General features: G+C 40.2%; 30 protein-coding genes and 1 other annotated feature. Of the genes, 28 read left to right on the top strand and 2 right to left on the bottom strand.

Annotated elements, in window-relative coordinates; genetic code table 11:
* Window positions 1–3: 3 nt before the first annotated feature.
* From radC to pheA, 16 genes are all read left to right on the top strand, one after another.
* A complete protein-coding gene (gene radC, locus LZP85_RS16060) occupies window positions 4–690 on the top strand; it encodes a RadC family protein (protein WP_119543585.1) in 687 nt (228 codons plus the stop codon).
* 228 nt (window positions 691–918) lie between these two features.
* On the top strand, window positions 919–1,944 hold the full coding sequence (locus LZP85_RS16055; RefSeq protein WP_025908534.1) for a rod shape-determining protein: 1,026 nt from the start codon (window positions 919–921) through the stop codon (window positions 1,942–1,944).
* A gap of 19 nt (window positions 1,945–1,963) precedes the next feature.
* A complete protein-coding gene (mreC, locus tag LZP85_RS16050) occupies window positions 1,964–2,845 on the top strand; it encodes a rod shape-determining protein MreC (RefSeq protein ID WP_119543586.1) in 882 nt (293 codons plus the stop codon).
* A complete protein-coding gene (mreD, locus tag LZP85_RS16045; protein ID WP_119543587.1) occupies window positions 2,845–3,366 on the top strand; it encodes a rod shape-determining protein MreD in 522 nt (173 codons plus the stop codon). The genes mreC and mreD overlap by 1 nt, the downstream gene beginning before the upstream one ends.
* Window positions 3,367–3,484: 118 nt before the next feature.
* Entirely contained in the window at window positions 3,485–4,168 is a 684-nt protein-coding gene (minC, locus tag LZP85_RS16040) for a septum site-determining protein MinC (protein WP_025908531.1), read from the top strand.
* Between the two features lie 2 nt (window positions 4,169–4,170).
* Window positions 4,171–4,971, top strand: coding sequence for a septum site-determining protein MinD (minD, locus tag LZP85_RS16035; protein ID WP_025908530.1), 801 nt, complete (start codon window positions 4,171–4,173; stop codon window positions 4,969–4,971).
* Window positions 4,972–5,112: 141 nt separating this feature from the next.
* Window positions 5,113–5,904 (top strand): M23 family metallopeptidase, encoded by a 792-nt coding sequence (locus LZP85_RS16030; protein WP_119543588.1) that lies wholly within the window; start codon window positions 5,113–5,115, stop codon window positions 5,902–5,904.
* Window positions 5,897–6,760, top strand: coding sequence for a M50 family metallopeptidase (locus LZP85_RS16025; protein ID WP_119543589.1), 864 nt, complete (start codon window positions 5,897–5,899; stop codon window positions 6,758–6,760). The genes LZP85_RS16030 and LZP85_RS16025 overlap by 8 nt, the downstream gene beginning before the upstream one ends.
* Window positions 6,761–6,848: 88 nt before the next feature.
* The gene (locus tag LZP85_RS16020) at window positions 6,849–8,306 is read left to right on the top strand and encodes an Rne/Rng family ribonuclease (RefSeq protein ID WP_119543590.1); all 1,458 of its coding nucleotides are present in this window, start codon (window positions 6,849–6,851) and stop codon (window positions 8,304–8,306) included.
* An 80-nt stretch (window positions 8,307–8,386) separates the two neighbouring features.
* Window positions 8,387–8,459 (top strand) — a sequence feature (ribosomal protein L21 leader region).
* Between the two features lie 14 nt (window positions 8,460–8,473).
* Window positions 8,474–8,782 (top strand): 50S ribosomal protein L21, encoded by a 309-nt coding sequence (gene rplU / locus LZP85_RS16015; RefSeq protein ID WP_025908526.1) that lies wholly within the window; start codon window positions 8,474–8,476, stop codon window positions 8,780–8,782.
* A gap of 12 nt (window positions 8,783–8,794) precedes the next feature.
* Entirely contained in the window at window positions 8,795–9,127 is a 333-nt protein-coding gene (locus tag LZP85_RS16010; RefSeq protein ID WP_078989235.1) for a ribosomal-processing cysteine protease Prp, read from the top strand.
* Between the two features lie 16 nt (window positions 9,128–9,143).
* Window positions 9,144–9,437, top strand: coding sequence for a 50S ribosomal protein L27 (gene rpmA, locus LZP85_RS16005; protein ID WP_025908524.1), 294 nt, complete (start codon window positions 9,144–9,146; stop codon window positions 9,435–9,437).
* A gap of 179 nt (window positions 9,438–9,616) precedes the next feature.
* Window positions 9,617–10,156: a Spo0B C-terminal domain-containing protein gene (locus LZP85_RS16000; RefSeq protein WP_025908523.1), complete on the top strand. Its 540-nt coding sequence runs from the start codon at window positions 9,617–9,619 to the stop codon at window positions 10,154–10,156.
* A gap of 56 nt (window positions 10,157–10,212) precedes the next feature.
* On the top strand, window positions 10,213–11,499 hold the full coding sequence (gene obgE / locus LZP85_RS15995; protein ID WP_119543591.1) for a GTPase ObgE: 1,287 nt from the start codon (window positions 10,213–10,215) through the stop codon (window positions 11,497–11,499).
* 29 nt (window positions 11,500–11,528) lie between these two features.
* Window positions 11,529–11,978 (top strand): ACT domain-containing protein, encoded by a 450-nt coding sequence (locus tag LZP85_RS15990; RefSeq protein WP_025908521.1) that lies wholly within the window; start codon window positions 11,529–11,531, stop codon window positions 11,976–11,978.
* 32 nt (window positions 11,979–12,010) lie between these two features.
* On the top strand, window positions 12,011–12,880 hold the full coding sequence (gene pheA / locus LZP85_RS15985) for a prephenate dehydratase (protein WP_061785224.1): 870 nt from the start codon (window positions 12,011–12,013) through the stop codon (window positions 12,878–12,880).
* Between the two features lie 17 nt (window positions 12,881–12,897).
* On the opposite strand, the gene LZP85_RS15980 is transcribed toward pheA, so the two are convergent.
* The gene (locus LZP85_RS15980) at window positions 12,898–13,443 is read right to left on the bottom strand and encodes a transcription repressor NadR (RefSeq protein WP_061785225.1); all 546 of its coding nucleotides are present in this window, start codon (window positions 13,441–13,443) and stop codon (window positions 12,898–12,900) included.
* A 4-nt stretch (window positions 13,444–13,447) separates the two neighbouring features.
* Entirely contained in the window at window positions 13,448–14,584 is a 1,137-nt protein-coding gene (locus LZP85_RS15975; protein WP_061785226.1) for an IscS subfamily cysteine desulfurase, read from the bottom strand.
* Between the two features lie 139 nt (window positions 14,585–14,723).
* On the opposite strand from LZP85_RS15975, the gene nadB reads away from it, so the two are divergent.
* The 12 genes from nadB to tgt all read left to right on the top strand — a co-directional run bounded on the left by nadB (window position 14,724) and on the right by tgt (window position 26,621).
* A complete protein-coding gene (nadB, locus tag LZP85_RS15970; protein WP_119543592.1) occupies window positions 14,724–16,259 on the top strand; it encodes an L-aspartate oxidase in 1,536 nt (511 codons plus the stop codon).
* Between the two features lie 38 nt (window positions 16,260–16,297).
* A complete protein-coding gene (gene nadC / locus LZP85_RS15965) occupies window positions 16,298–17,149 on the top strand; it encodes a carboxylating nicotinate-nucleotide diphosphorylase (RefSeq protein ID WP_025908516.1) in 852 nt (283 codons plus the stop codon).
* On the top strand, window positions 17,136–18,236 hold the full coding sequence (gene nadA / locus LZP85_RS15960; protein ID WP_025908515.1) for a quinolinate synthase NadA: 1,101 nt from the start codon (window positions 17,136–17,138) through the stop codon (window positions 18,234–18,236). The genes nadC and nadA overlap by 14 nt, the downstream gene beginning before the upstream one ends.
* 214 nt (window positions 18,237–18,450) lie before the next feature.
* A complete protein-coding gene (gene safA / locus LZP85_RS15955) occupies window positions 18,451–19,731 on the top strand; it encodes a SafA/ExsA family spore coat assembly protein (RefSeq protein ID WP_407681851.1) in 1,281 nt (426 codons plus the stop codon).
* Window positions 19,732–19,795: 64 nt separating this feature from the next.
* Entirely contained in the window at window positions 19,796–20,695 is a 900-nt protein-coding gene (locus LZP85_RS15950; RefSeq protein WP_182840854.1) for a phosphotransferase, read from the top strand.
* A gap of 97 nt (window positions 20,696–20,792) precedes the next feature.
* The gene (locus tag LZP85_RS15945) at window positions 20,793–21,521 is read left to right on the top strand and encodes a YhcN/YlaJ family sporulation lipoprotein (protein ID WP_224839997.1); all 729 of its coding nucleotides are present in this window, start codon (window positions 20,793–20,795) and stop codon (window positions 21,519–21,521) included.
* A gap of 278 nt (window positions 21,522–21,799) precedes the next feature.
* Entirely contained in the window at window positions 21,800–22,306 is a 507-nt protein-coding gene (locus tag LZP85_RS15940) for a BofC C-terminal domain-containing protein (RefSeq protein ID WP_119543595.1), read from the top strand.
* A 269-nt stretch (window positions 22,307–22,575) separates the two neighbouring features.
* On the top strand, window positions 22,576–23,184 hold the full coding sequence (ruvA, locus tag LZP85_RS15935) for a Holliday junction branch migration protein RuvA (protein WP_025908510.1): 609 nt from the start codon (window positions 22,576–22,578) through the stop codon (window positions 23,182–23,184).
* Between the two features lie 19 nt (window positions 23,185–23,203).
* Window positions 23,204–24,205, top strand: coding sequence for a Holliday junction branch migration DNA helicase RuvB (gene ruvB / locus LZP85_RS15930; protein ID WP_119543596.1), 1,002 nt, complete (start codon window positions 23,204–23,206; stop codon window positions 24,203–24,205).
* A complete protein-coding gene (locus LZP85_RS15925; protein ID WP_119543597.1) occupies window positions 24,202–24,402 on the top strand; it encodes a DUF2905 domain-containing protein in 201 nt (66 codons plus the stop codon). Before ruvB ends, LZP85_RS15925 begins: the two co-directional genes overlap by 4 nt.
* Window positions 24,403–24,429: 27 nt before the next feature.
* Entirely contained in the window at window positions 24,430–25,458 is a 1,029-nt protein-coding gene (queA, locus tag LZP85_RS15920; RefSeq protein ID WP_234561792.1) for a tRNA preQ1(34) S-adenosylmethionine ribosyltransferase-isomerase QueA, read from the top strand.
* Between the two features lie 23 nt (window positions 25,459–25,481).
* Window positions 25,482–26,621, top strand: a complete 1,140-nt coding sequence (gene tgt, locus LZP85_RS15915) for a tRNA guanosine(34) transglycosylase Tgt (protein ID WP_025908506.1) — start codon at window positions 25,482–25,484, stop codon at window positions 26,619–26,621.
* Window positions 26,622–26,679 lie beyond the last annotated feature (58 nt).

The following is a 26,679-nucleotide window of genomic DNA, read 5'->3' as shown; positions in this document are numbered from 1 at the left end:
TTGATGAATGAGTCATTGATAATGAAAGATTTTCCATATGAAGAAAGACCAAGGGAGCGCCTCATGCTAAAAGGTGCTTCCAGTTTATCAAATCACGAGCTTATCTCTATCCTGCTTCGAACAGGAACGAAAGAAGAATCCGTTCTTCAACTTGCCAACCGAATCCTTCGCTATTTTGATGGATTGGAGCTATTGCAAAATGCAACGCTGGATGAAATGGTAAGAATGAAGGGGATTGGACAAGCAAAAGCAGTTCACCTTATTGCTGCGATTGAACTCGGAAAGCGAATGGCTCAGGTGAAAACAGGAGTAAAGTATGCTATTCGAAGCCCAGAAGATGGAGCAAATTACGTAATGGAAGAAATGCGTACATTACTTCAAGAGCATTTTGTCTGTCTTTACTTAAATACGAAAAATCAGGTTCTTCATAAACAAACCATTTTTATTGGTAGCCTCAATTCATCGATTGTACACCCCCGTGAAGTCTTTAAAGAAGCTTTCCGTCGCTCGGCAGCCTCTATTATTTGTGTACACAATCATCCTTCCGGAGACCCTACACCTAGTCGAGAAGATATCGATGTGACTAAACGCTTACAAGAGTGTGGATTAATCATTGGTATTGAACTTTTAGACCATTTAATTATCGGGGATAGAAAATATATTAGCTTAAAAGAAAAAGGATATATGTAATGCTATGCTTTTTAATTTCCTTGAGTTATAATAGTAGTCATGATTTTAAATGACAAGTTCTTTACAATCATCGGTTATTAATAGACAAAGTATGAAAATATATCATACAATATTTGGCGTTGACATCTATAAAAGAAGTATAGAAAATAAAAAATGTTAGTAATGAAATGGTGAAATCGACTGAGAGGGTTTAGCCTTTGCATTTCGGTAAGAGAAAGGAAGAGACACATGTTTGGAATCGGTACTAGAGACCTTGGAATAGATTTAGGTACTGCAAATACACTTGTTTATGTTAAAGGAAAAGGAATCGTTGTACGTGAACCGTCAGTTGTAGCATTACAAACAGATACAAAGCAAATCGTAGCGGTTGGTAATGATGCGAAAAATATGATTGGTCGTACACCTGGAAATGTTGTAGCACTTCGTCCTATGAAAGATGGAGTAATTGCAGATTATGAAACAACAGCAACAATGATGAAATATTACATCAAACAAGCGCAAAAGACAAAAAGTTTGTTTGCTGGCAAGCCTTATGTAATGGTATGCGTACCATCGGGAATTACGGCTGTTGAGAAGCGCGCAGTCATTGACGCAACTCGCCAAGCAGGCGCTCGTGATGCTTATACAATTGAAGAGCCATTCGCAGCAGCAATCGGTGCGAATTTACCTGTTTGGGAACCAACAGGAAGCATGGTTGTTGATATCGGTGGCGGTACCACAGAAGTAGCCATTATCTCACTAGGTGGTATTGTAACATGTCAGTCAATCCGTATTGCCGGAGACGAAATGGATGAAGCAATCATCCAATATATTCGCAAAAATTACAATCTTATGATTGGTGAACGTACGTCAGAAGCGTTAAAAGTGGAAATTGGTTCAGCAGGTATCCCTGAAGGAATCGACAACATGGAAATTCGTGGACGTGACTTATTAACTGGATTACCAAAAACAATTGAGATTTCAGCAGAAGAGATTGCTGATGCGCTGAAAGATACGGTTTCAGCAATTGTTGATTCAGTAAAAGGTACGCTTGAAAAAACACCACCAGAACTAGCGGCAGATATTATGGACCGCGGAATTGTATTAACAGGCGGTGGCGCTTTACTGCGTAATTTAGATCGTGTAATTAGTGAAGAAACAAATATGCCTGTTGTCATTGCAGAAGATCCGTTAGACTGCGTAGCAATTGGAACAGGAAAAGCATTAGATAATATTGATTTATTCAAAAATCGTACAAGCGATTCATATCGCTAAACAGTAAGAGGTGTAAATCGTGCCACAGTTTTTTTTAAATAAGCGTCTAGTTATTTTGTTAGTTAGTATTATTGTATTAGTGGCATTGATTGGTTTTTCGTTAAATGGTCGTAAAGATGTAACGTGGCCTGAACAGTTTGTGAAAGACACGGTCGGTCTTGTTCAGGCTACATTTCACCAACCCGCACAGTATGTAGCGGGTTTCTTTGAAAATGTAGGTGACCTAAAGCGTACATATGAAGAAAATGAAGTGCTAAAAGCACGCCTTGATGAGCGTATGCAATTAGAAGCGAAAGTAAGTGAGCTAGAAACAGAAAATGATAAGCTGCGTGAACAAGTGGATAAAGAAAGCGACCTCAAAGCTTACGATCCAATTGAAGCAACGGTTATCGCTCGAAACCCAGACCGTTGGCATGACGTTATTGCCATTGATAAAGGAAAAGTTCACAATGTTGAAGAAAACATGGCCGTGATTACGCCAGGTGGACTAATTGGGAAGGTGAAACATGCTTCTCAGTTTACTTCAACGGTTCAATTAATTAGCTCATCCGATCGCACCAACCGCGTATCGGCTAAGATTCAAGCGGAAAAACCTGTGTACGGTTTAATTGAAGGATACGACGAAGAAGAACAAGCTCTTTTATTAAGACGAATTCCATTTGATGCTAAAATTAAAGAAAAACAAAAAGTTGTTACCTCTGGCCTTGGAGGCGAAGATGGTGTATTTCCAAGCGGACTTGTTATTGGAGAAATTACGAAGATTGAGCCTGATGAGTACGGTTTAACACAAAAAGCATACATTAAGCCATCAACGGACTTATACGATCTTGATCATGTTATGGTCGCTAAAAGAAGTACAGTGATGTCTGAAGACAGCTTAGAAGCAGAGGAGGAAGAGTGATGAAACGCTTCCTCTTACCTTTCATAATTCTAGTTATTTTTATGTTAGAAAGCATTTTTGTGAACTTTGTTGCGATGCAGCCAGCTTTTCGAGACTGGCTTTTATCGCCGCGCTTTGTTTTAATTGCGCTCGTATTTATGACCATCTATATTAATCGCAAGCAGGCGATGATTTTTGGGATTGTTTTTGGATTTTTATATGATATTGCCTTTACGGACGTACTGGGTATTTATGCACTTGGCTTACCAGCCGTTTGCTATATCGTGTCACAGCTTATAAAGATTTGGCAAAACAATTTGTTAGTGGTGCTTTTAATTTGTTTGATCGCAGTTGCCATTATTGAGTTTTATGTATATGGCATTAATACAATTATCGGGGTATCCGATATGCTAATGGGGCGTTTCTTAGCCGAACGATTTTATGCAACTCTGATTTTAAATGCAATTTTTGCGGTGATTTTTGCGCTACCTCTACAAAAGTGTTTTCAATATTTTTCACTGTTTTATGCAAAGGAACGATAATGCTTCAAAAAAAGTCAATTTTCTAGTTCCAAATTCGTAGAAATGTTGTGATTCTGCGAGTGAAAAAAAGGAATTGGTAAGTCTCTGTCGAAATTATATATTCGTTGAGGTGAGCGTCTTGAATAAACAAAAGCAACAAAATATAACTATTAAAGGAACGAAAGATGGACTAACGCTCCATCTCAATGACGCATGTTCGTTCGAGGAGCTATTAGCTGAACTACAGACGAAGCTTTTGACGAATAAACATGGAGATGACGAGCAGCATGTCACCGTATATGTAAAAGTTGGAAATCGTTTTATGACTGAAGACCAGGAAAACGAGTTAAAGGCGCTCATCGAGAAGAATCGACACTTAGTAGTCAAAAAAATCGATAGTAACGTCATTTTAAAACAGGATGCATTACGGGTAAAAGAAGAAGAAGAATTAGTTTCTGTTGCAAAAGTTGTTCGCTCAGGACAAGTACTTCACGTCGAAGGAGACTTATTGTTAATCGGCGACGTCAATCCTGGGGGAACCATTGTAGCAGGGGGAAATCTTTTTATATTAGGTGCTTTAAAAGGAATTGCTCATGCAGGGTATCGTGGTAATAAAACAGCGGTTATTGCAGCTTCAATTATGCAACCGTCTCAGCTTCGAATTGCTGATGTTATCACACGACCTGAAGAAGAGGATAGTGAAAAAGAGCAAAGTGTCATGGAGTGTGCGTATTTAGATGACGCGAATCAAATAGTCATAGACCGCGTTCAAGGTTTAGCGAGTCTACGACCTAACTTGACAAGGTTAGAAAGGAGAATTTGACAGTGGGAGAGGCTATTGTTGTTACGTCTGGTAAAGGTGGAGTTGGAAAAACAACGACATCTGCCAACTTAGGTACTGCGCTAGCGTTAGCTGGAAAGCGCGTTTGTTTAGTAGACACTGATATCGGTCTGCGCAACTTAGATGTTGTGATGGGACTAGAAAATCGAATTATATATGATCTTGTAGACGTGGTAGAAGGGCGTTGCCAACCTCAAAAAGCCTTAATTAAAGACAAACGATTTGAATGTTTGTATCTGCTTCCTGCTGCTCAAACGAGCGATAAGACAGCTGTTCAGCCAGAGCAAATGCGCGAGCTGATTCTTGAATTAAAGCAAGAGTATGACTATGTCATTATTGATTGCCCAGCTGGTATTGAGCAAGGATATAAAAATGCAGTAGCTGGCGCAGATAAAGCGCTTGTTGTGACAACTCCGGAAGTGTCAGCTGTTCGTGATGCTGATCGCATTATTGGGTTGCTCGAGCAAGAAGATATTGAATCGCCAAAGCTTGTCATTAACCGAATTCGAAGCCATATGATGAAAAACGGAGATATGCTTGATGTGGATGAAATTGCTCAGCTGCTTGCAGTTGACCTCATCGGAATTGTAGCCGATGATGAAAATGTCATTAAAGCATCTAATAGCGGTGAGCCCATCGTTATGGACCCATCTAGTAAGGCTTCCATTGCTTATCGTAATATTGCGCGACGAATTCTTGGTGAAACCGTTCCTTTACAATCGCTTGATGATGAAAATAAAGGGATGTTCGCACGCATCAAACGATTCTTTGGTGTACGTGCATAAAAACAAAGCGTTTGTTTGAAAAGCTTCCATTGTGGAAGCTTTTTTTTGTTTCACTATTCATCATTTTTATCCTGTCATAACGATGCCGGACAAGTCATACATTAAATTATATAAGTTTAAGGACAAGGAGAATGATGAATCATGAATCGACGTGCTGATGAAATTCGAAAGCGAATTGCTGAGCGTAAAAAAAGGCAGCTTTCTACTGCTAAGAAAATCCCGCATGAACCGCTTCATACGTCATTGATGAGTGAAGAAGAAAAGTATGGACTTCCTGATTATTCACCTATTGAATATACACCTACTAAAAGTAGCGGTGAGCGCTATCCCTTTTTTCGAAAAGAGCGCTTCTTTTTTAAAGTCTTAGCGTCAGCTTGCTTAGTACTTATCGTCGCTATTTTATTTAAAAGTCCTTCCCCAACGTTTGAAAAAGCAAGGGTGTACATCTCTAGAACGATGGATCAAGAATTTCAGTTTGCTACTGTTTCATCTTGGTACGAAGATCAATTTGGCAAACCGCTCACGCTTTTACCACAAAAGGCTGAACCTAAAAGCGATGAACAAAGCGTCAGCGGAGATTATGTTATGCCTGCATCTGGAAAAGTAATGGAGACCTTTGAAGAAGATAAGCAGGGTGTAACAATTCAAACGGGAGCAGATTCTGTTGTCGAAGCGATGAGCGAAGGAATTGTTCGCTATGTTGGAAAACGAGATGGAATTGGAAACACAGTAATTATCCAACATGCTGATGGCTCTGAAACATGGTATGGGCAACTAAAGACGGTTGATGTAAACGTTTATGACTTTGTTAATAAAGGAAAACAACTTGGCGTAGTAGCGAGTTCAGATGACGGAGAAACAGGCCTCTTTTATTTTGCAATTAAAAAAGGTGAAAAGTTTGTGGACCCTAGTCAGGTGATTCAATTTGAATAGCTACTTATCACTGCTGATGAAAATTCATATTCACCCTCTGTTGTGGGGGGTTTTTATTATTGGGATTTTTACAGCGGCGATTAAGCCGCTGATGATTTTGTTTGTGATTATCCTTATTCATGAGTTGGGTCACGCGCTTGCTGCTCACCATTTTTCATGGCGAATCAAGCGAATTATGCTGCTGCCGTTTGGTGGAGTAGCGGAAGTGGATGAACATGGAAACCGTCCATTTCGTGAAGAGCTAATCGTTACGATTAGCGGACCTATTCAGCATATTTGGCTCGTTGGCGGTGCTTATTTATTTGCTGAGCTTGGTTGGATTCAAGCGGAAACGTATGAACAATTTCTCTATCAAAATGCGCTTATCTTCTTTTTTAATTTATTACCTATTTGGCCTCTAGATGGAGGAAAGATTTTGTTTTTATGGTGCAGTAGATATGCGCCGTTTTTAACAGCACATGAACGAATGCTAAAACTATCAAGTGGATTTTTAATAGCTTTATGCCTCTATACGGCCATTGTTTATGCAATGCACCTTCATTTATGGATGGTGCTAGCCTTTTTAATTCTTTGTCATTATCAAGAATGGCGAAACCGTCATTTTGTCTACATGCGCTTTTTACTAGAACGATATCATGGGAAAGAAAATGCAATTTCTACTTTACAGCCAGTAACTGCTTCTGCAAATGAGCAGATTTATGATGTATTAAAAAAGTTTAAAAGAGGCTGTAAGCATATGGTTGTGTTTCAAGCAAACGGTGAAGCGTTGAGAATTGATGAAAACGAGCTGCTTCATGCTTATTTTGTGGAGAAAAGAGTGGACAGCTCGCTTGATGAACTTGTATCTATCTATTAAAATCAAGTAACATATAAAGAAGGTAAGGTTCGGCTGAACGCGTAGCCGGACTTTTTTTATTGAACATTAAAGAAGTGGAGATTTAAACGTGAGAAAATGTATTATTAATGCTGCAACAAAATCGAAGCGCATTGCCGTTATAAATGATGGAGAGCTAGAAGAGATTTATTTAGAAGAGCAGAATAAGCACCAAATTGTTGGTGATATTTATATAGGTCGAGTTGTGAGGGTTGTACCAGGTATGCAGGCCGCTTTTGTTGATATTGGTCTATCACAAAATGGATTTATTCATCAGCAAGAGCTCGTTTCATATCGAAATGATTCGGACACTCAAAGAGACAGTAAGCCAATGTCAGCTTTTATTCGAGAAGGAGAAGCCATTGTTGTTCAGGTGATTAAAGAAGGAATTGGAACAAAGGGACCGCGCTTAACCGGTGTGATTGAGTTTGCAACGGAAGAACTTGTTTATTTACCAGACGGAAACTATGTGGCAACTTCGAAAAAGATGGAGGAGAAAGAGCGAGTTAAGTGGAAGCAGCTTGGTCAACAGCTGGTTGAAGAGAAAGAAGGCCTTGTCTTTCGGACAGCTGTTCAATCGCTGACAGAGGAACAGGTAATAAAGAGAGTCAAAGAGCTGCGAGTTCAGTATCAACATGAAATCGTAGCGAACAAGAATCAAAAGGCACCGAAGCTCTTAAAAAAAGGCCAAGAGTTTTTGAATGCATTTGTACAAAATGCGAGTAAAAAATCAATACAAGAATTCGTAGTGGATGATTTTACTGAATACCAACAGCTTCTTAAGGCGTATCCAACATTACCTTTTTACTATTATAAAGGCACTGAAAGCGTATTTGAGCACTATGAGATTGAAAGCCAATTGGAAAAACTTTTGAAACGCATTGTTTGGCTGAAGAGCGGTGGCTATATTGTCATTGATGAAACAGAAGCAATGACGGTAGTGGACGTAAATACAGGAAAGTTTAGCGGGAAAAGCTCACTGAGAGAAAACATTTTACGCGTTAATAAAGAAGCTGCTTTTGAGATGGCTAAGCAGCTAAAGCTTCGCCACATTGGCGGGATGGTACTGATTGATTTCATTAACATGAGCAGCCGACAAGATCGTGATGAAGTGCTAAAGTATGTTCAAGACATTGTAAAAGAGGATGAAGTTCGTACTACCGTAGTTGGGTTTACTGAACTCGGTATTTTGCAGCTAACGCGCAAAAAGGTACGTGATAGCATCGGTTCTACCTTAACGACGGCTTGTCAGGTTTGCAATGGAACAGGACGAGTAATGGATGCGGAAGCCATTGCGTTTCAAATTGAGCGTAAGCTATGGGAATATCGATTTTCAACAGAAGAAGCCATTTGGGTTGAAACGCGCGAAGATGTAGAAGAATACTTAAAGAACGATGGTTTCTTTCATGCGATAGAAGAAATGATTGGACTGAAGCTTTACTGTACGCCAACGCTTTCAGCTTCTCATATGTACCATGTTAAATACGTTGGGAAAGAATCTGTCATTCGGGACAGATTAAGAAAGTAATCTTTTTATGAATAAAGTTGCAAATGTAATTGACACTTACCTTCATACTGTAGTAAGATTTAATATGTTGGTTTGTAGCACCCGTGCTACAACCGCTCAGAACAGGTTTTAAGTCTAGTATAGGCACCTGTGATGGCGAGTCTTAGTTTTTAGAGGAGGTGCAGAGAATGTACGCAATTATCGAAACTGGTGGTAAACAAATTAAAGTAGAAGCTGGTCAAGCAATCTACATCGAAAAACTTGCTGGTGAACAAGGCGAAACAGTTACTTTTGATAAAGTATTATTTGTAGGTGGCGACAACGTTAAAGTTGGTGCTCCATTTGTTGAAGGTGCAACAGTTACGGCTAAAGTTGAAAAACAAGGTCGTGCTAAGAAAATCACTGTATTCAAATACAAAGCAAAGAAAAACTATCGTCGTAAGCAAGGTCACCGTCAACCTTACACAAAAGTTGTTATCGACGCTATCAACGCGTAAGATTAGCATCTGATGATTAAGGTGACAATTTCTCGTAACGCAAACAAGCAAATCGACGGGTTCACGATGAGTGGACATGCTGAATTTTCCGAGCATGGAAAAGATCTTGTTTGTGCGGGAGCATCGGCAGTTTCATTTGGCACTTTAAACGCTATTCATTCAATAACCGGCGTAACGCCAGTTATCAAGCAGGGTGGAGATGGTGGATATCTTCGCTGTGAGATTCCAGAAAATGTTGATTTATCAGCATTGGAGCAAATTCATCTTTTGCTAGAAGGAATGGTCGTGTCTTTGAAAACAATCGAATTAGACTACAGTAAATATATAAAAATTAACGACAATTAAACAGGAGGTGGATGTCATGTTAGTAAGATTAGACCTTCAATTCTTCGCTTCTAAAAAAGGAGTAGGTAGTACTAAAAACGGTCGTGATTCAATCTCGAAACGTCTTGGTGCTAAACGTGCTGATGGCCAATTCGTAACTGGTGGTTCAATTTTATACCGTCAACGCGGTACTAAAATTTACCCAGGTGCAAACGTAGGTCGTGGTGGAGATGATACTCTATACGCTCAAATCGACGGTATCGTTAAATTCGAACGTTTCGGTCGTGACCGTAAAAAAGTATCTGTATATCCAGTAGCTCAAGAAGCATAAGCTGTGAAAAGAAAACTCTAACCTCAATGGAGGTTAGAGTTTTCTTTTTGTAGAATAATTCACCTATTCTCCACTGGAATTTGTTATAATCGAACATATTAAATAACAATGATGCGAGATGTTTTTTATCGCCTAGAAGTTACTTATGCTCGAGTCAAAAGTTAGTTAGGAGTGCGAAAATGAAAAAAGAGTGGGATGTTGTCGAAGTATTAAAATATGCTAGGCATGATTGGCTAAATAAGATACAGCTAATCAAAGGCAATCTAGCACTGAATCGGGTAGATCGAGCAAACGACATCATCAATACAATCGTGAACGAGTCACAGCACGAATCAAAATTAACAAGCATGAATATGCATTTGTTCACAGGTTTTGTTATGACTTACCACTGGTATAACCACGCGGTTCGGTTAGAACTTGAAGTGCTCGGAAACGCTCAGGATTTATCAAAGTACGATAATGAAGTATACAAATGGTGCCGTTATTTAACGGGTTTGCTAGAATCTCATATTGATTATCATGCTGATAATTATTTGAGTATTTCATTATGCACCGAAGAGCAGGAACCTCGTTTCTTTTTTGATTTTAGTGGAATACTAACGGATATGCAAAATTTACAAGAACAGCTCGGTAGTTATGAATATGGTCAAATGCTTACATGCGTTGAACAAGAAATTCTTCCAACTGAGTTTAATATTCAAATTAAGTTAAATACATGAGTAGATCTCTTTTGTACAAGCGTACAGAAGAATGAACTAGAACGGAGTGAAAGTACATGTTTGTAGATCAGGTCAAGGTATATGTGAAAGGTGGCGACGGAGGAAATGGTATGGTTGCCTTCCGTCGTGAAAAGTATGTGCCAAAAGGAGGTCCAGCTGGTGGTGACGGTGGTCACGGAGCAGACGTTATCTTTGAAGTAGAAGAAGGGTTACGTACGCTGATGGATTTCCGCTATAAGCGACACTTTAAAGCAGATCGTGGTGAGCACGGCATGTCAAAAGGTCAGCACGGGCGCAATTCAGAAGCAATGGTTGTTAAAGTTCCACCAGGAACAGTTGTGGTTGATGCAGAGACAAAAGAAACAATTGCAGATTTAGTAGAACACGGTCAGCGTGCGGTTATTGCAAAAGGTGGACGCGGAGGTCGAGGAAATACGCGTTTTGCAACGCCAGCTAACCCGGCTCCAGAGCTTTCTGAAAACGGAGAGCCAGGACAAGAGCGCGATGTTATCCTTGAGCTAAAAGTACTGGCGGATGTTGGATTAGTTGGATTCCCAAGCGTAGGAAAATCAACTTTACTATCGGTTACGTCTGCTGCGAAGCCAAAGATTGCCGAGTATCATTTTACAACGCTTGCACCAAATCTAGGAGTCGTTGAAACGGGAGACAACCGTAGTTTTGTTATGGCGGATTTACCAGGTTTAATTGAAGGTGCACACGAAGGCGTTGGTTTAGGACATCAGTTTTTACGCCACATTGAACGTACGCGCGTTATTGTTCACGTAGTAGATATGTCTGGATTAGAAGGTCGCGATCCTTACGAAGACTATCTAACAATCAATGAAGAGCTACGCCAATATAATTTACGCTTAACAGAGCGTCCACAAGTGGTAGTAGCAAATAAAATGGATATTCCAGAAGCGGCAGAAAACTTAGCTCGTTTTAAAGAAAAAATTGGAGATGAAGTAAAAGTATTCCCTATCTCTGCTGCAACGCGTGACGGAATACGCGAATTGTTGTTTACGGTAGCTGATCTTGTAGACACAACGCCTGAATTCCCAATGCATGAAGAGGAAGATTTATCGACTCACCGCGTACTTTACAAGCACGAGAAGAAGGAAGTTGAATTCCAAATTACACGCGATAGCGACGGTTCATTTGTATTAGATGGCGAAAAAGTCGAAAAGCTGTTCAAGATGACAGATTTCTCAAGAGACGAATCTGTTCGTCGCTTTGCTCGTCAGCTTCGTGGTATGGGCATAGACGAAGCGCTTCGTGAAAGAGGCGCAAAAGATGGAGATATTGTAAAGCTATTTGAATATGAGTTCGAATTTATCGACTAATCATTCATGTCACGGGGGAGGGGCTTGACTTGGATAAGGCGGATAAGCAGTTTTATTTAGTACGAGAAGATGTATTGCCAGAAGCAATGAAGAAAACGCTGGATGCAAAGCTGCTAATTGAACGTGGAAAATCAGCTTCCGTAGCCGATGCAGTTCAAGAGGTTGACTTAAGCCGCAGTGCTTTTTATAAATATAGAGATACTGTGTTTCCATTTCAAACGGTTGTTACACAGCGAATTATTTCGCTCTTTTTTCACCTGGAAGATCGCTCAGGTACGCTATCTCATTTACTAAGTGTCGTAGCCTCTTCGGGTTGTAACGTGTTAACGATTCACCAAACCATTCCGCTGCAAGGTAGAGCAAACGTTACGCTCTCACTAGATATTGCAAGTATGAAGGTTGAGTTGAACGATTTGTTACGAGAGTTAAAAAGACTTGCATTTGTGGACAAGGTTGAAGTCCTTGGTTCAGGTGCTTAACTAGAAAGCAGACATAGACAGGAGAGAGAAGAATCGTGGGGAAAGTAGGATATTTAGGACCAAAAGCAACATTTACACATGTAGCAGTTCAAGAAGTATTTTCAGAATATGAGCAGATTCCCTTTAAGACTATTCCATCTTGTATTGATGCGGTGTATAACGAAGAAGTAGAGTATGGAATCGTTCCGCTTGAAAATGCACTAGAAGGTTCCGTTAATTTAACACTTGATTATTTAATTCATGAGCATCGTCTTCCAGTAGTAGGCGAGATCATTTTACCGATTCGTCAGCATTTGATGGTTCATCCTGATCATGCAGACAAATGGGAAGAGGTCAAGGCTGTTTATTCACATCCTCATGCCATTGCGCAGTGCCATAAGTTTTTATACGGCAGCTTAGCTCATGTTCCTGTAGAAGAAATGACATCAACAGCATTTGCTGCAAAATATGTTAGCGAGAACCCTGGAGAAGTTGTTGGTGCGATTGCCAACGGGCTAGCTGCTAAGGAGTATGGGCTTCATATCGCACGCCCAAATATTCATGATTATGATCACAACACGACTCGATTCGTTGTACTTCATAAGGATAGAACTCGCGCAGTGCCATTTGAGCAAGAGAATGGTTACAAGACGACGTTAATGATTACATTACCATCGGATCAAGCAGGAGCACTACATCAAGTACTGTCTGCGTTTGCATGGCGTAAGCTAAACCTATCTAAAATTGAATCAAGGCCAATGAAGACAGGATTAGGAAACTACTTCTTTATTGTCGATATTGAACAGAAAATGGACGAGGTGCTCATCCCAAGCGCGATTGCTGAACTTGAAGCACTTGGATGTAAGGTAGCTGTTTTAGGAAGCTATCCACATACGCTACTCGACCAAAAAATCCCGCTATAAAACATAGCGGGATTTTTTTATTCACTCTTTAATAGGTAGCCAGCTTGCTCAAGTGCATGACAGGCTGCATCAAGCTTCTGAACGGAGTCTGCTTCAAGCGTGTGAAGGTGGGTGCCTTCTGTTAATTGTGAAAGATAGGTTGCGTTGGTTTGATTAATCTTGTGTAAAAAAGCTTCTACATCTTTACGAGTTTGAACCATCATTGAAGCCGTAAGCTCTCCGTATACGGGGTGTTCAATGATTACGTCTTTTACGCACACTCCGTGGTCTACGATGAGAAAAAGCTCTTTCTCTGTATCTTCAGGTGCGTGATGACAAGCAATAATTCGCTGCTGAGAGGATGCTTGGCCAGGAGACTGCATATAAATATAGCCTTGGCTTGTGGCTAAAATAGGTTCATTACGGGCTTTTAAGAGCGAGATATCCTGAACAATCACCTGTCTGCTTACCTTTGTTCTTTTTGATAGTTCACTGCCCGTCATCGGCTTCTGTTCATCTTTTAACCATTGTAAAATAAGTTCTCGTCGCTCTTCACCTAAAACTTTGCGTTGATTTTCTGACATGGTCTTACCGCTCCTTCATAATCTCTTTATGTAATAAATGAAGCACATTCATTAGTTCATCTAAATCTTTCGTAGTCGTATGCAAACTAAAGGAAATGCGAATGAAATTTTTGGCTTGCTCTGGACTTTTTCCAATAGCTAGTAGCGAACGAAGAGGGGCTTGTTTATGAACTGTACAAGCGCTGCCCGTTGCTACTGCGATATTGTGACGATTACATTGTAACATAACATACTGACCTTGTACGTTGCGGAACGTTAGTCCGATTATACCAGGAAAGTGAGCTGAGCTAGCTGCTTCCATCTCAACGAATCCCTGTAACTCCTTGATGCGTATAAGCAAGTATGACTTTAAGTGTTCGAAGTGATTGTAGGCTTGTTTTAACTGAGTATAAGCATGTTCAGCAGCCGTCGTAAACGCTGCAATTCCAGGGACGTTCACAGTTCCTCTATGGCTTTCTGTAAGGAAATGAGTTAGGGAAGCAGAAGCTTTAGAAGAACTTGGTTGAATGTAAACGAATCCGACGCCTTTTGGACCATATAGTTTATGGCTTGATACTGATAAGCTATCAATGTTTGCTTCTTTCACGTTAATCGGTAATTTTCCAAATGACTGCACACAGTCGCAGTGGAACCAAATGTCTCGTTTTTTTAACAGTTGTCCAATATCATAAACGGGCTGAATTGATCCTAGCTCGTGATTGACATGCTGAATGGCTACAAGAACTGTGTCGTCTTGAATGGCGTCTTGCAAAGCTTCTATCGACACAACGCCATCTTTTGTGACTGGTAGATAAGTAATAGTATACTCTACTTCTTGGAACGAAGAGAGAGCCTGTAAGACGGAGGAATGCTCTAACGAAGTCGTTATAATATGTTTTCCTCTATGCTCTGTGTAATGGAGAAGCGAGCGGATAGCAAGTACGTTTGATTCCGTGCCTCCGCTTGTAAAGTAGATGGCTTGTTGCTCTCCATTAATAAGAGAAGCGAGCTGATGTCGACATAAAGAAAGCAAATCATCTGCTTGCGTACCAACCGTATGTAAGCTGTTTGTATTTCCGTAATACGATGTGGCCGCTGTGTGATATGCTTGGATTGATTCCTTACTCATGGGCGTGGTTGAAGCATAGTCAAGGTAAATCATAGCTTTCCCTCTTTCGTTCAAAATAAAAAATATCTTGTCTTTTATTTAATAATATGTAAATATAAGTGTCAAGACACATGTAAAGTTAATTGTCTTGTTTTTTGTTTTTATAAATTAACAGAAGTGTAAGAGGTGAAGCATGCATAAGACGGACGTGTTGATTATTGGAAGTGGATTGGCAGCTTTAGCTACGGCTTATGCTTTGTATCCATATAAGAAAGTTACGATTGTAACAAAAGGAAGCATAGAACAAAACAATTCTGTATTAGCGCAAGGTGGAATTGCAGCGGCGGTGGGAAACCATGATAGTTGGCAAGAACATGCTTATGATACGTTAGCAGCTGGTAGCAGTCACTGCAGCGAAGAGACCGTACATATATTAACTAAAGAAGGAATCAGCTGCGTATTCGACTTCATTGCTAACGGCATGGAGTTTGATCAATTCCAAAATGGCAGCCTGCATTTTGGTAGAGAAGGAGCTCATCGATTAAATCGAATTTTGCATGCAGGAGGAGACCAAACGGGTGCTTTATTATTTGCCTTTTTAAAGAAGCGCGTATTACCTCATGTTGAAATTATAGAGCATCAAATTGTTCATAAGCTAATTTGTGATGAACAAGGATGTATTGGAGCGATTGGAGAAGGACGAAAAGGGAAGATACAAGCGTATTTAGCAGAGCATGTTGTAGTGGCTACTGGTGGAATCGGCGGGTTGTATCAGTATACGTCCAATCATGCTTACGCCACTGGAGACGGCTTGATGCTTGCTTATGATGTGGGAGCAGAACTTGAAGATTTAGAATTTATTCAGTTTCACCCTACGCTCTTGCGAGAGGGGAATCATGCTGCTGGACTGGTATCAGAAGCGGTACGCGGTGAAGGAGGCGTGCTCGTAACTGAAGATGGAGAGCGCTTCATGAAAGGAATTCAGCCGTTTGAAGACCTATCGTCGCGAGATATTGTAGCAAGAGCAGTTTTTGGGCAAATACAAAAAGGAAAAGATGTCTTTTTAGATATTAGCGAAGTAGAAAAGTTTAACAAACGCTTTCCGACAATAAAAGCTCTTTGTCAAAAAGCAAATATTCACCTTTCCAAAAATCGAATACCTGTCATACCAGGTGCACATTTTTTAATGGGTGGAATCAAAGTTAACGAACACGGAGAAACGACCATTCCATCTCTTTATGCTGTAGGAGAAGCAGCCTGTACAGGCGTACATGGTGCAAACCGTCTAGCTAGTAACTCGTTGTTAGAGTGTATCGTATTCGGTAGACGAGTAGGGTGCCATATCCTATCAAAAGAAAGTCGGCGAGTCGTAGATTATAAAACAAACTATCAGATTTCAAGAGTTGAGGAGTCTTTAATTATGCATCAAGCGGATATTCAAGCCGTTATGATGCAGCACGTAGGAATCATTCGAAACGGAGCTGGTCTCCGTCAAGCAATCAGCTGGTTTGATGAGGAGCTAGACTCGTTGGATTTTAGCTTTACAAGGTCATATCCCGAACAACAAAGGCGGCGAATTTTGATGCTCAGACTTGGAAAACTCATAGCTTCTGCAGCGATACATCGATGTGAAAGCAGAGGCGCACATTACAGGTCTGACTTTCCTCAAACTAGTCATCAGTGGGAGAAACAAAAAGTTACTCATGTTTTACGAGGCGTATTAGCGTAATTGGTAATGAATGATACAAAGAAAACGAGGGGAATTGTATGAACGCATTAAAGGTTAAAGCACTTCTTCATCAATTTTTTATTGAAGACGTTGGAGATCAGGATTTGACGAGTGAAGCCATTTTTTCACGTCACGAAACGGGAAGCGCTGAAATTGTCACTAAGCAAAGTGGAGTTTTTGTGGGTGATAGTATTATTACAGAAGGCTTTCAATTACTAAATCAACAAGCGAAAGTTCAGCTTTATATAAAAGATGGACAGTACGTTGAAGCTGGAGATATCATTGCAAAGGTTCACGGACCAATACAAGCAATTTTAACGGGAGAGCGCGTTATATTAAACCTTATCCAGCGCATGAGCGGAATCGCAACGATGACTTTTCAAGCGAGAAAAATAATGGAAGGGACGCATACACAAATTTGTGATACGCGTAAAACAACGCCTGGGCTTCGAGGGTTAGAAAAGTATGCTGTTCGAATGGGTGGAGGAGTTAATCATCGGTTTGGGTTGTACGACGGAGTCATGTTAAAAGATAATCATATTGCGTATGCAGGTTCTATTAAAAACGCTGTTTTAAAAGTGAAAGAATATATTGGACCCATGGTAAAGGTAGAAGTGGAGATAGAGACCCTGGAACAGCTAAAAGAAGCGGTTGAAGCAGACGTAGATATTATTATGTTTGATAACTGCGACCCACAAACGATTAAGAAATGGATTTCTCAGGTACCAAACCACATTACGACAGAAGCTTCTGGTGGAATGAATTTGAATAATATAGCTTTATATAAAGACACGGGTGTTGACTATATCTCCTTAGGAGCATTAACACACTCTGTGCAGTCACTTGATATTAGCTTAAACGTGGAGGAAATGAACCATGAACTTGTTTGAAACGTTAAAGACTAAGACATTACCCTTTGAGTATTCAATGATGTCGGATGAAGAGATGAAGAGAAGAATTAGAATCATTAAGCAAAAGCTTGGCGCTCAGCTTTACATATTAGGACATCATTATCAAAAGGATGAAGTTTACAAGTTCGCGGATGCGGTAGGAGATTCCTTGCAGCTATCTCAAATGGCGGCAGCAAATAAAAAAGCTGCTTATATCGTATTTTGTGGTGTTCATTTTATGGCAGAAACGGCGGATATTTTAACAACGAGTAATCAACGAGTTGTGTTACCTGATATGCGAGCAGGGTGTTCTATGGCCGATATGGCTAACATTGAACAAACAGAAAAAGCATGGCCGATTTTGCAATCTTTGTTTGGAGACACAATTATACCGCTTACGTATGTTAATTCCACCGCGGAAATCAAGGCGTTTGTCGGCAAACATCATGGAGCAACCGTGACGTCATCAAACGCAAAAGAAGTGGTTCAGTGGGCGTTTTCTAAAAAACAGCGTATTTTATTTTTACCAGATCAGCATTTAGGAAGAAATACAGCTTATGAATTAGGAGTGCCTCTTTCTGAAATGGCTATTTGGGATCCCATTGAAAATGAGCTCGTTTTTGATGGTGATATAGAAGATGTGAAGATTATCCTGTGGAAGGGACACTGCTCCGTTCATGAAAATTTCACGTTAAAAAACATTGAGCATGTACGTAAAGAACACCCGAACATGAACATCATTGTGCATCCAGAGTGTACGCATGACGTAGTGCAGCACTCTGATTACGCTGGCTCAACAAAGTACATCATGGAGACGATTGAACAAGCACCATCAGGTTCAGAGTGGGCAATTGGAACAGAAATGAACTTGGTTAACCGCTTGATTCATGCTCATGATGATAAGAAGGTTATTTCACTTAATCCGTATATGTGTCCTTGTTTAACAATGAATCGTATTGATCTTCCTCATTTGCTTTGGTCTTTAGAAATGATTGATAAGGGCACGCCCATCAATGAAATTAAAGTGGAGTCTGAAGTAGCAGAACTGGCTCAAAAAGCACTCAACAATATGCTTGCAATGGTTTAAAGATGTCGGACTAAATGAAAAGTGAAAAACAAGCATAAAAGAGATCCTCTCACATACATTTGTGGTGATGGATCTTTTTTTTATAAAAAAATCCAAACTTTTAAGCATCAAGAATAAAATACTTGTTCAAGGCATATGTTGTGATGAACAAACAGAACTTGCTTTGATTCCGCACATATAGATGAAATATACTCGACTCGGGAGGGGAATGACGTTGAAAATCCATATTGTCCAAAAAGGGGATACCCTTTGGAAAATTGCCCAAAAATATGGCGCAAACTTTGAAGAGCTTAAAAAAATGAACTCACAATTAAGCAATCCAGACATGATTATGCCTGGGATGAAAATTAAAGTGCCAACTGGCGGAGTACCTGTTGCAAATGAAGGGAACTCATTAGGGATTAAAGAAATGCCTAAAGTCCAGCATCCATATAGTGACCAATCAACGAAAGCTTATCCGGTAACAGAAATAGATAGTGAACAATCACCAATTCCGAGCATGCAGCCAGTGAAAAAAGAGATGCCAATTGCTCAGCCGCCGAAGAAGGAAGCACCAGTAGCGCCAGTAGCGCCGAAGAAAGAAGCACCAGTAGCGCCAGTAGCGCCGAAGAAAGAAGCACCAAAGAAGGAAATGCCAAAAAAAGAGGCACCAAAGAAAGAAGCGCCTAAAAAGGAAATGCCTAAGATGCCAAAGCTTCCAAAGATTCAGCCAATCGCTCCTGAAATTGACATTAACAATTACTATACGTTAAACATGGCGATGCAACAGCCGAAAAAAGAAGAGCCAAAAGTAGAAGCTGTTGTAGAGTCACCTGAAAGTCCAGAGATGGAGAGTGTAGAAGCACCGGTGCAACAGCCATGCTATCCAATTGTACCAATCTCTCCAGTAATGCCTGGATGTGGATTTCATTATATGCCGTGTTATCCACCGCCAATGCCACCAGCATATCCTGTGTATCCACATCAATGGCAGATGCCACAGGTACAAGGAGCAATGGAAGAAATGGAGTCCATGGAAAATAACCAAATGGTAGCTGGTCAAATGCAACATCCAAATGCGCCAATGCATGCTGCGAATGCACCATTTTACCCAATGATGAATTCGTATATGCCATGTGGTCCGGTTCAATGCTCGCCTTGTCCACCACCTTGGGGATACCAGCAACCTGTGTATCCAATGTATCCGTCGATGCCACAGGTACAAGGTGAAATGATGGAATCTCCAGAGATGGAAAACAATAGCGTAATGGGTATGCAGATGCCATACCAGCAACCGCAAGAAGACTGCGGATGTGGATCTCCTCAGCCCATGCCATATGGACACCAGCAGATGCCGTATGGATACCAACAGATGCCATATGGGTACCAAGATCAGCGCTTGGCACCGTACCCAGCCCCGTATGGACCCCCATTTGGTATGATAGGGGCACCGCCATATCCAGCGGTTGATCCGGATTTATTTAATATACCTGATTATGAAGAAGATGAAGATTAATAACAGCAGAGGCGATGACTCTATACATCGCCTCTTTTTTTGTTTGGTAGAAAAAGGAATTCGTGTGAAGCAATACTATATAAAAAAGCCACACGTACTTTATGTAAACACGAATCAAGGGATGAAAATAATAAAGAAGTATCGGTATGAAAACACGATTAATCGTAATTTTCAGTTCATTCAAGCACTCAAACAGCACGGGTTTAACGCTACCATTAATTTTGAACCTTTTTCAGATGGAGAGGTTGTGATCAAAACCAGAGGAGAAGTTTGGGGAATTATGCCTTATCTCCAAACAAAGTCACCGGTTTCATATGAACAATCCCATCACCGAAAGCGAGTCATTGAGCTACTACATTCTTATCATGAAACCGCGGCATTTGCTTGGTATGATGTGAAAGACATATTTCCAATGTATGAACTTACTCACGTGTGGCAAAAGCGACTTGCTAGTTTTATTCATCATAACAAGCTTATTGAGTCCATCATTGGAAAAAGAACGTATAAAGTTATTGAAGAGTTATGTCAAAACAGTTTAGTAACCATGCATAAATACGAAAATGAAGGGCAGAAGCATCAACACACAATTATCCATGGTGACACGGCTTCTCATAATTTTTTAAGGGGAGTTAATAACGATTATTATTTAATTGATTTTGATTGTGCAGCTCAATCCACATTTTTTACGGATTATATTCAACTAGCTCAACGCTTTTTATTACAGGAAGACTTTTCTATTGAAAAGCTGCTAAAGGAAGAGGGGATGAGCAATCTTTTTCATTTACCGTATTTTGCTGCGGCTCTGCGCTTTCCAGCTATGCTTTTGCTGCCTTGGTACATTCGTTTAACCAGCATATCACCTTCATATAAAGAGCTTATTCAGCTAAAACAATGGACTGAAAAGCAAGCTATAAAAGCAGAATTAACAAATAGGGAGATATTGCGTATATTCCCCAATATCTAAAGAGTTTACCGCTAACTGACAGCATAAATTTTGCTCAACTTTAAGACCCTAATGGTGAGTCCGCTATAAGGTGGCTCATTTAAAGGGGGAGTTTCGATTGAACAAGTATATCATTTCATCATTAGCAGCTGGCTGTATGTTTGGCTTAACGGCTTGTACAAGTGACCAAGGAATGGAACAGCGTTATAACGATAACACTGAGCCTGTTGGTTACTATACAAGTGAAAACGAAAATGAGCATCGTCTTGACCAAGGAAAAGGCCCTGTAACGGATATGTTAGACGGCGACGACGAAAATAACAACAATAGACGAACTGCTCCGTTAAACGTAACGGATGGGCGTTATGATAGCCCAACTAATTCTTATCAAAACCCATCTACAAATAAAAATGGTTTTTATAGCAATGCTAACATCGGTGGTAGTGATATGAATTATCACGGTCATCTCAATGGTAGAAACAATCTTACGCAAACGAATACAAATGCTTACCCAGCAGACTTGACTGAGAAAGTAGCAGACAAAGCAGCTGGTGTAAACGGTGTGAAAGACTGTAGAGTAGTAGTTGATGATAACCGCATGTTGGTAGCTGTTGATCCAGCTAACAGCAACGTGAACGAAGAAGAGCTTAAAAAAGCTGTGCAAAAAGAAGTAAAGCCTTTAGCGAAAAAATATAATCTTCAAGTTGAGGTAGATAACGGAATGTTCAATAGCGTTCGTAATGTTGATAATGACATTCGTAACGGTGTAGATAACGGAATTATTCGTACAAACATCAACAGCTTGTATGAATCCATTGATGAAAATGTTAATCGTAAAGACCGCTAAGTAAAAAAGAGCTGGGACATCAGTATTCCAGTCAACGAGATATCCGAATGATTGCGAGCTAACTTGCAATCGTTCGGATATTTTTTGTTTTGAAAACCTAACTATTGTAGAAGAGTCATGATTCGTTTTTGAGAAGGACTCATTTAGCTTTGGCCCAGCTTCTTTTTGTATATTTAAGAAAATGGATAAAAAAAGAAAGAAAGGAAAAGATATAAATAGCAATTCTTCTTTCAGTCATCTTTATGAAGTGACAAATTACATGTGTGAGGTGATGATGGATGAAACGAACCATTCATCAAATAATCATTGTATGTACTATCAGCAGCTTTTTAGTAAGCTTAGCTGGAGTAGTGGAAGCTGAGCGCCCAATGACTATTTTTTTAGAGCGTACGTATGTAGATGGAGTTATTAGTCAAGAGATCTTGAATTCCCCGTACATGACAAAAGAAGAAGTACTAAGCGCGTATCCTATGTGGAGAGTGATTAAAGCATCAGACGAAGAGGTTGTACTTAGAAAGGCGGTTGACGACATTTCGCCAATGCTTAAAGAAAACGGCTACGTTGGCTTATCAGTTAACGGAGTATTATCTACGTTTGAAGGGAAGCCGGTAAATTCCACAAATATTATTCAATCTTTCTTTCAGATTGATGTAGAAAAATTAGAGAGCTATCAAGAAGAGCTGCTGAAAGATGGGATTCGTGTTCAAACGAAAGATGATTACGTATCCTTGATGGATTTTTATAAAATGTACGAGCTTAATTCGCGGCCTACTTCTAGTAAGTAGCCGCTTTTTGTCGCGTTCTAATCCACAGTAAGGACTCGAAAGCAGATTTCTTTTTATTTCTATGTCAAATTCCTTCTATTCACTTTTAGGGTTGTGTTAAAATAATAGTCAGCGCTAAATGTTCGACAGAGTATGCAAAAGCAATTGTGAAATTAAAATTATTACGGCTTCTTAGTTGGAAGATAGATGAATGAACTGGGCAGTGTTCTCTACTTGATGATAACAAGGAGGGTAGACTGCCTTCGTTCATGTGAGAGGGAGAGAGTTAGTTGATTGATTATATCAGAGGTGTGATTACATATATTAATCCAGAATACGTTGTCATTGAAAACCAAGGAATGGGCTATCAGGTATTTACACCAAACCCTTATGTGTTTTCAGTTGATAATGAAGAGAGAGTTATTTATACGTATCAGTATGTCCGTGAAGATATCTTAGCACTGTACGGCTTTAATTCTCGCGAACAAAAAGAACTATTTATGAAATTAATTAGCGTCTCAGGCATTGGTCCAAAAGGTGCGCTGGCGATTCTAGCATCAGGTAACCCTTCTCAGGTGGTGCAGGCCATTGAAGAAGAAAATGAAAAGTTTTTGGTGAAGTTTCCAGGAGTAGGAAAAAAAACAGCTCGTCAAATGATTTTGGACTTGAAAGGCAAGCTTCATGATATCGTACCGGATGCAGTGCCATCACTATTTGCTGATATGGACGAACAAGAAGTTAAATCACAAAGCTCAGAAGCTTTAGATGAGGCTATCGAGGCATTAAAAGTACTTGGATATGCAGAGCGAGAGATTAATAAGGTAGTTCCAGCCTTAATGCAACAGTCGATGACGACAGATCAATATATTAAGGAAGCGTTGAAGCGTTTGCTTAAGTAACGAATGAAGGAGGAATATGATGGACGATCGTATTGTGACAGGCGATGCACTTAGCGAAGAAGAAGTGCTAGAGCAAAGTCTTAGACCTCAATTTCTACAACAGTATATTGGTCAGCATAAAGTAAAAAGCCACTTAGATATCTTTATTAAAGCTGCTAAAATGCGAAGCGAAACGTTGGATCATGTTTTACTATATGGACCTCCTGGCTTAGGGAAAACAACGTTGGCGACCATTATTGCAAATGAGATGGGCGTGCAAATTCGCACTACTTCCGGACCTGCCATTGAGCGTCCTGGAGATTTAGCGGCTGTACTAACAAGCTTAGAACCAGGCGATGTGTTGTTTATTGATGAAATTCATCGTCTTAATCGATCGGTTGAAGAGGTCCTTTACCCTGCAATGGAGGATTTCTGTCTAGATATTGTGATTGGAAAAGGCCCAAGCGCTCGCTCCGTGCGTTTAGATTTGCCACCCTTTACGCTTGTGGGGGCGACAACAAGAGCTGGTTTGCTCTCATCACCACTGCGAGATCGTTTCGGGGTTTTAAGCCGCTTGGAATATTACCAAGAAGAAGACTTAGCGTCTATTGTAGAGCGTACTGCTTCTATTTTAAATGTAGGCATCGATACGCAAGCTACGCATGAAATTGCCAGGCGAGCTCGTGGGACCCCGAGGATTGCCAACCGGCTTTTAAGACGCGTTCGCGATTTTGCGCAGGTAAAAGGTGATGGTGAGATTACTGTTCAGCTTGCTACAGAAGCTTTAGAGATGCTGCAAGTCGACCGTTTAGGTTTGGATCATATTGACCATAAATTATTAAGAGGGATTATTGAAAAATTCCGTGGAGGTCCAGTTGGCTTAGATACAATTTCGGCTACCATTGGTGAAGAATCACATACAATTGAAGATGTATATGAGCCATACTTACTTCAGATTGGCTTTCTGCAAAGAACGCCTAGAGGGCGGATTGTGACGCCGCTTGTGTATGATCATTTTCAAATGGAGGTGCCAGAGAAGTGAACGATCTCCCTAAATTAGTAATGATTGTGGGTGGTATTTTACTATTGGTCGGTTTTTTGCTACAATTTATCGGCAAACTTCCTGGTGATATTTTAATTAAAAAAGGAAATACAACCTTTTATTTTCCAATCGTTACGTCGATTGTTATTAGCATTTTATTATCGCTTATTTTCTTTTTTATTGGTCGATTTAAATAATTATTTTAGTAGGAACAGGTGAATGAAATGAAAGTAGATTTATTTGATTTCCATTTACCAGAGGAATTGATTGCGCAAACGCCGCTTGAAAAGCGTGATGCATCAAGACTCATGGTAGTAAACAAAGAAACAGGTGAAGTACGTCATCATATGTTTCAAGACCTTCTTGACTATTTACAAGAAGGTGATTGTCTTGTATTAAACGATACGCGTGTTTTACCAGCTCGTTTATTTGGAACAAAAGAAGATACGGGCGCTAATATTGAAGTCCTTCTTTTAAAACAAACGGAAGGTGACATGTGGGAAACGCTTGTGAAGCCCGCTAAGCGAGTTAAAGAAGGAACGATTATTTCATTTGGAGATGGTCGCTTAACGGCTGTTTGTAAAGGTGTGAGTGATCAGGGGGGAAGGCTGCTGGAATTTAAGTATGACGGAATCTTTTATGAAGTATTAGAACAGCTTGGTGAAATGCCGCTGCCACCTTATATCAAAGAACGCCTTGATGACCGCGAACGCTATCAAACTGTGTTTGCACGTGAACAAGGTTCAGCTGCAGCACCAACGGCAGGACTTCACTTCACGGAAGAGATGTTGGAAGAAATTAAAGCGAAAGGTGTGCATATTGCTTTCTTAACACTGCACGTTGGCCTAGGAACCTTCAGACCAGTAAGCGTAGATGATCTGGAAGAGCATGATATGCACGCTGAATACTATCAAGTGAGCGAAGAGACAGCTTCGTTGTTGAATTCAGTGCGTGAACAAGGTGGACGAATTATCTCTGTTGGTACCACGTCTACGCGAACACTTGAAACAATCGCAACTGAACACGACGGTGTGTTTAAAGCTTCATCGGGCTGGACGAGCATCTTTATTTTCCCTGGATATGAATTTAAAGCAATTGATGGTATGATTACAAACTTCCATTTGCCGAAGTCAACGCTTATTATGCTTGTTAGCGCGTTAGCTGGACGTGAGCATATCATCGGCGCATATCAAACAGCGGTAAAAGAAAAGTATCGATTCTTTAGCTTTGGCGATGCCATGCTAATCTTGTAATTTAACATGAAAGGAATACACTAATGACAGCTATTCGTTATGAACATATTAAAACATGTAAGCAAACCGGAGCACGCCTTGGCATTGTGCATACTCCACACGGATCTTTTGAAACGCCGATCTTTATGCCAGTTGGTACGCTTGCTACAGTAAAAACAATGTCTCCTGAAGACTTAAAAGCAATGGGAGCAGGAATTATTTTAAGCAACACGTATCATCTATGGCTACGTCCAGGTCACGAAATTGTAAAAAAAGCTGGTGGACTTCATAAATTCATGAACTGGGACCGTCCAATTTTAACGGATTCAGGTGGTTTCCAAGTGTTTAGTCTAAGCGATCTTCGACGTATTGAAGAAGAAGGCGTGCATTTCCGCAATCACTTAAATGGTGACAAGTTATTCTTATCACCTGAAGGAGCAATGGAGATTCAAAACGCACTTGGTTCGGATATCATGATGGCATTTGATGAGTGTCCACCATATCCAGCTGAATATGATTATTTAAAGCGTTCAGTAGAGCGTACAAGCCGTTGGGCTGAGCGCTGTTTAGAAGCTCACAGTCGTCCGCAAGACCAAGGATTATTTGGGATTGTACAAGGAGGAGAATTTGAAGATTTACGCCGTCAGAGTGCTTCTGACTTGGTTTCTATGGACTTCCCGGGTTATGCTGTAGGAGGACTATCTGTTGGAGAACCAAAAGACGTTATGAATCGCGTGCTTGAGTTTACAACACCTTATCTGCCTGCGGATAAACCTCGTTACTTAATGGGCGTAGGTTCACCAGATTCATTGATTGATGGAGCAATCCGTGGAATTGATATGTTTGACTGCGTGCTACCAACGCGTATTGCACGTAACGGTACATTAATGACAAGCGAAGGGCGCTTAGTTGTTAAAAATGCAAAATATGCAGAAGACTTTGGGCCAATCGATCCAAACTGTGATTGCTATACGTGTAAAAATTATTCAAGAGCGTATATTCGCCACTTAATTCGTTCTAATGAAACGTTTGGAATTCGATTAACATCTTACCATAACTTATATTTTCTGCTAAACTTAATGGAGCAAGTCCGTGAAGCTATTCGCGAAGATCGATTAGGTGACTTCCGTGATGAATTCTTTGATAAATATGGATTTAACGGACCAAATGCAAAAAATTTCTAGGTCATTACAGGGGTTTTTCATCAACATATGAATAAGTACCTGTTGATAAATTGATTAA

The organism is Priestia flexa (assembly GCF_021441905.1).
Lineage (GTDB): Bacteria > Bacillota > Bacilli > Bacillales > Bacillaceae_H > Priestia > Priestia flexa.
This window is presented reverse-complemented; position numbering and strand designations above follow the sequence as displayed.

Bases quoted from the DNA above. Each gene is read 5' to 3' on its own strand.
- nadA (WP_025908515.1), top strand. From the start codon at position 17,136: ATGAACTTGTTTGAAACGTTAAAGACTAAGACATTACCCTTTGAGTAT.
- tgt (WP_025908506.1), top strand. From the start codon at position 25,482: ATGACAGCTATTCGTTATGAACATATTAAAACATGTAAGCAAACCGGA.
- mreD (WP_119543587.1), top strand. From the start codon at position 2,845: ATGAAACGCTTCCTCTTACCTTTCATAATTCTAGTTATTTTTATGTTA.
- nadC (WP_025908516.1), top strand. From the start codon at position 16,298: ATGAACGCATTAAAGGTTAAAGCACTTCTTCATCAATTTTTTATTGAA.
- LZP85_RS15980 (WP_061785225.1), bottom strand. From the start codon at position 13,443: ATGTCAGAAAATCAACGCAAAGTTTTAGGTGAAGAGCGACGAGAACTT.
- LZP85_RS16000 (WP_025908523.1), top strand. From the start codon at position 9,617: ATGAAAAAAGAGTGGGATGTTGTCGAAGTATTAAAATATGCTAGGCAT.
- LZP85_RS16055 (WP_025908534.1), top strand. From the start codon at position 919: ATGTTTGGAATCGGTACTAGAGACCTTGGAATAGATTTAGGTACTGCA.
- rpmA (WP_025908524.1), top strand. From the start codon at position 9,144: ATGTTAGTAAGATTAGACCTTCAATTCTTCGCTTCTAAAAAAGGAGTA.
- LZP85_RS15940 (WP_119543595.1), top strand. From the start codon at position 21,800: ATGAAACGAACCATTCATCAAATAATCATTGTATGTACTATCAGCAGC.
- LZP85_RS16010 (WP_078989235.1), top strand. From the start codon at position 8,795: ATGATTAAGGTGACAATTTCTCGTAACGCAAACAAGCAAATCGACGGG.
- ruvB (WP_119543596.1), top strand. From the start codon at position 23,204: ATGGACGATCGTATTGTGACAGGCGATGCACTTAGCGAAGAAGAAGTG.
- obgE (WP_119543591.1), top strand. From the start codon at position 10,213: ATGTTTGTAGATCAGGTCAAGGTATATGTGAAAGGTGGCGACGGAGGA.
- radC (WP_119543585.1), top strand. From the start codon at position 4: ATGAATGAGTCATTGATAATGAAAGATTTTCCATATGAAGAAAGACCA.
- queA (WP_234561792.1), top strand. From the start codon at position 24,430: ATGAAAGTAGATTTATTTGATTTCCATTTACCAGAGGAATTGATTGCG.
- LZP85_RS16030 (WP_119543588.1), top strand. From the start codon at position 5,113: ATGAATCGACGTGCTGATGAAATTCGAAAGCGAATTGCTGAGCGTAAA.
- nadB (WP_119543592.1), top strand. From the start codon at position 14,724: ATGCATAAGACGGACGTGTTGATTATTGGAAGTGGATTGGCAGCTTTA.
- rplU (WP_025908526.1), top strand. From the start codon at position 8,474: ATGTACGCAATTATCGAAACTGGTGGTAAACAAATTAAAGTAGAAGCT.
- LZP85_RS15975 (WP_061785226.1), bottom strand. From the start codon at position 14,584: ATGATTTACCTTGACTATGCTTCAACCACGCCCATGAGTAAGGAATCA.